The sequence below is a fragment of the Thiolapillus sp. genome (genome assembly GCF_048562965.1).
Taxonomy (GTDB): domain Bacteria; phylum Pseudomonadota; class Gammaproteobacteria; order Chromatiales; family Chromatiaceae; genus Thiolapillus; species Thiolapillus brandeum_A.
Genome location: NZ_JBHNMF010001107.1, coordinates 1 through 882, shown reverse-complemented (window position 1 = coordinate 882; position 882 = coordinate 1). Strand labels below are relative to the sequence as shown.

Annotated in this window: 3 protein-coding genes; 2 read left to right on the top strand and 1 reads right to left on the bottom strand. The window is 48.9% G+C overall.

The annotated features are described in order from the left end of the window. Nucleotides 1-395, bottom strand: a 395-nt coding sequence (locus ACOCD2_RS22630) for a hypothetical protein (RefSeq protein WP_293653596.1), incomplete at its 3' end; no start/stop codon positions are given. On the opposite strand from ACOCD2_RS22630, the gene ACOCD2_RS22625 reads away from it, so the two are divergent. Together ACOCD2_RS22625 and ACOCD2_RS22620 are read left to right on the top strand one after the other, a co-directional pair. Continuing rightward, nucleotides 300-752 carry a histidine kinase dimerization/phospho-acceptor domain-containing protein gene (locus ACOCD2_RS22625; RefSeq protein WP_374211440.1) on the top strand — a complete coding sequence of 151 codons (453 nt, stop codon included), beginning with the start codon at nucleotides 300-302 and terminating at the stop codon, nucleotides 750-752. The two genes, ACOCD2_RS22630 and ACOCD2_RS22625, sit on opposite strands and share 96 nt — an antisense overlap. Beyond that, nucleotides 700-882 (top strand): hypothetical protein (locus ACOCD2_RS22620; protein ID WP_419626186.1); only part of this gene is annotated, 183 nt, incomplete at its 3' end. The genes ACOCD2_RS22625 and ACOCD2_RS22620, both read left to right, overlap by 53 nt.

Below are 882 nucleotides of genomic sequence, written 5' to 3'. Positions count from 1 at the left end.
GAATCCCCAATCCCAGTAGCAGTATCTCGTTGCCGTCCACGTCTTTTCCTCATGCCAGTATTTGGCGCTATACTGGCACAGGTTTTTGGAGGAATTCCACTTAAAACGTCGAGGAACCTAGCAACAAACACCTTATTGGTATCGCTGTTGCCAACGAAATAGTATTGATTTTGTCCGTATTGTTCGTTCCCTACTGGAATCAACATCCCACCACGGTCATCGCATAACTTATTGGCGGCGCCGCGATTCCCATATATATCGGAACCTTTGCCACCTGGCACAGAAAGCTGGTCGAGAAGATGAAGCAGGCAGATCAGCAGAAAAAACAGATATTGCGGAATATCAGCTACGAAATACGCACACTGATCATCATTATTACCGGCCAAGCCGAACAACTCAGGATGCTGCTGAAAAACCCGGCGCTAAGAAAGAAAATGGACAGCATCATTACGGCGTCACAGAACCCGGTGTTCATGGTTGATGACATACTCGATTCGAGCATGATTGAAACCGGGCGATTCACTCTGAATTATGAGGATTGCTCCCTTTACGAAATCGTAGCCGAAACGCGTTTGCTGGCCTTGCCCAGAATCCAGGAAACGGGCAGCAAACTGTTTATCCATATATCACCTAAGGCATGCCGGGAAAACAGTGCGGCCTCGCGGCTACTGGGGTCTACCAGCCTTCGCTTCGCTCTCCATGGCTGGCAGCGAAGGCTTTTACGATTTTATTCTCACCAAATATGGATATGAGGTACATCAACAGGTTTTAACCCATAGCGGGCGGAATTCACCAGGGAACACGGCCAGCTACTTTGTATGCCGGCCGTCTTCCCAATTAAATGCACAGGTCGTACTCGATGGGAGTGCTGCGTTCGATCTC

Coding starts and splice junctions, on each gene's coding strand:
- ACOCD2_RS22625 (WP_374211440.1), top strand. CDS start 300: ATGAAGCAGGCAGATCAGCAGAAAAAACAGATATTGCGGAATATCAGC.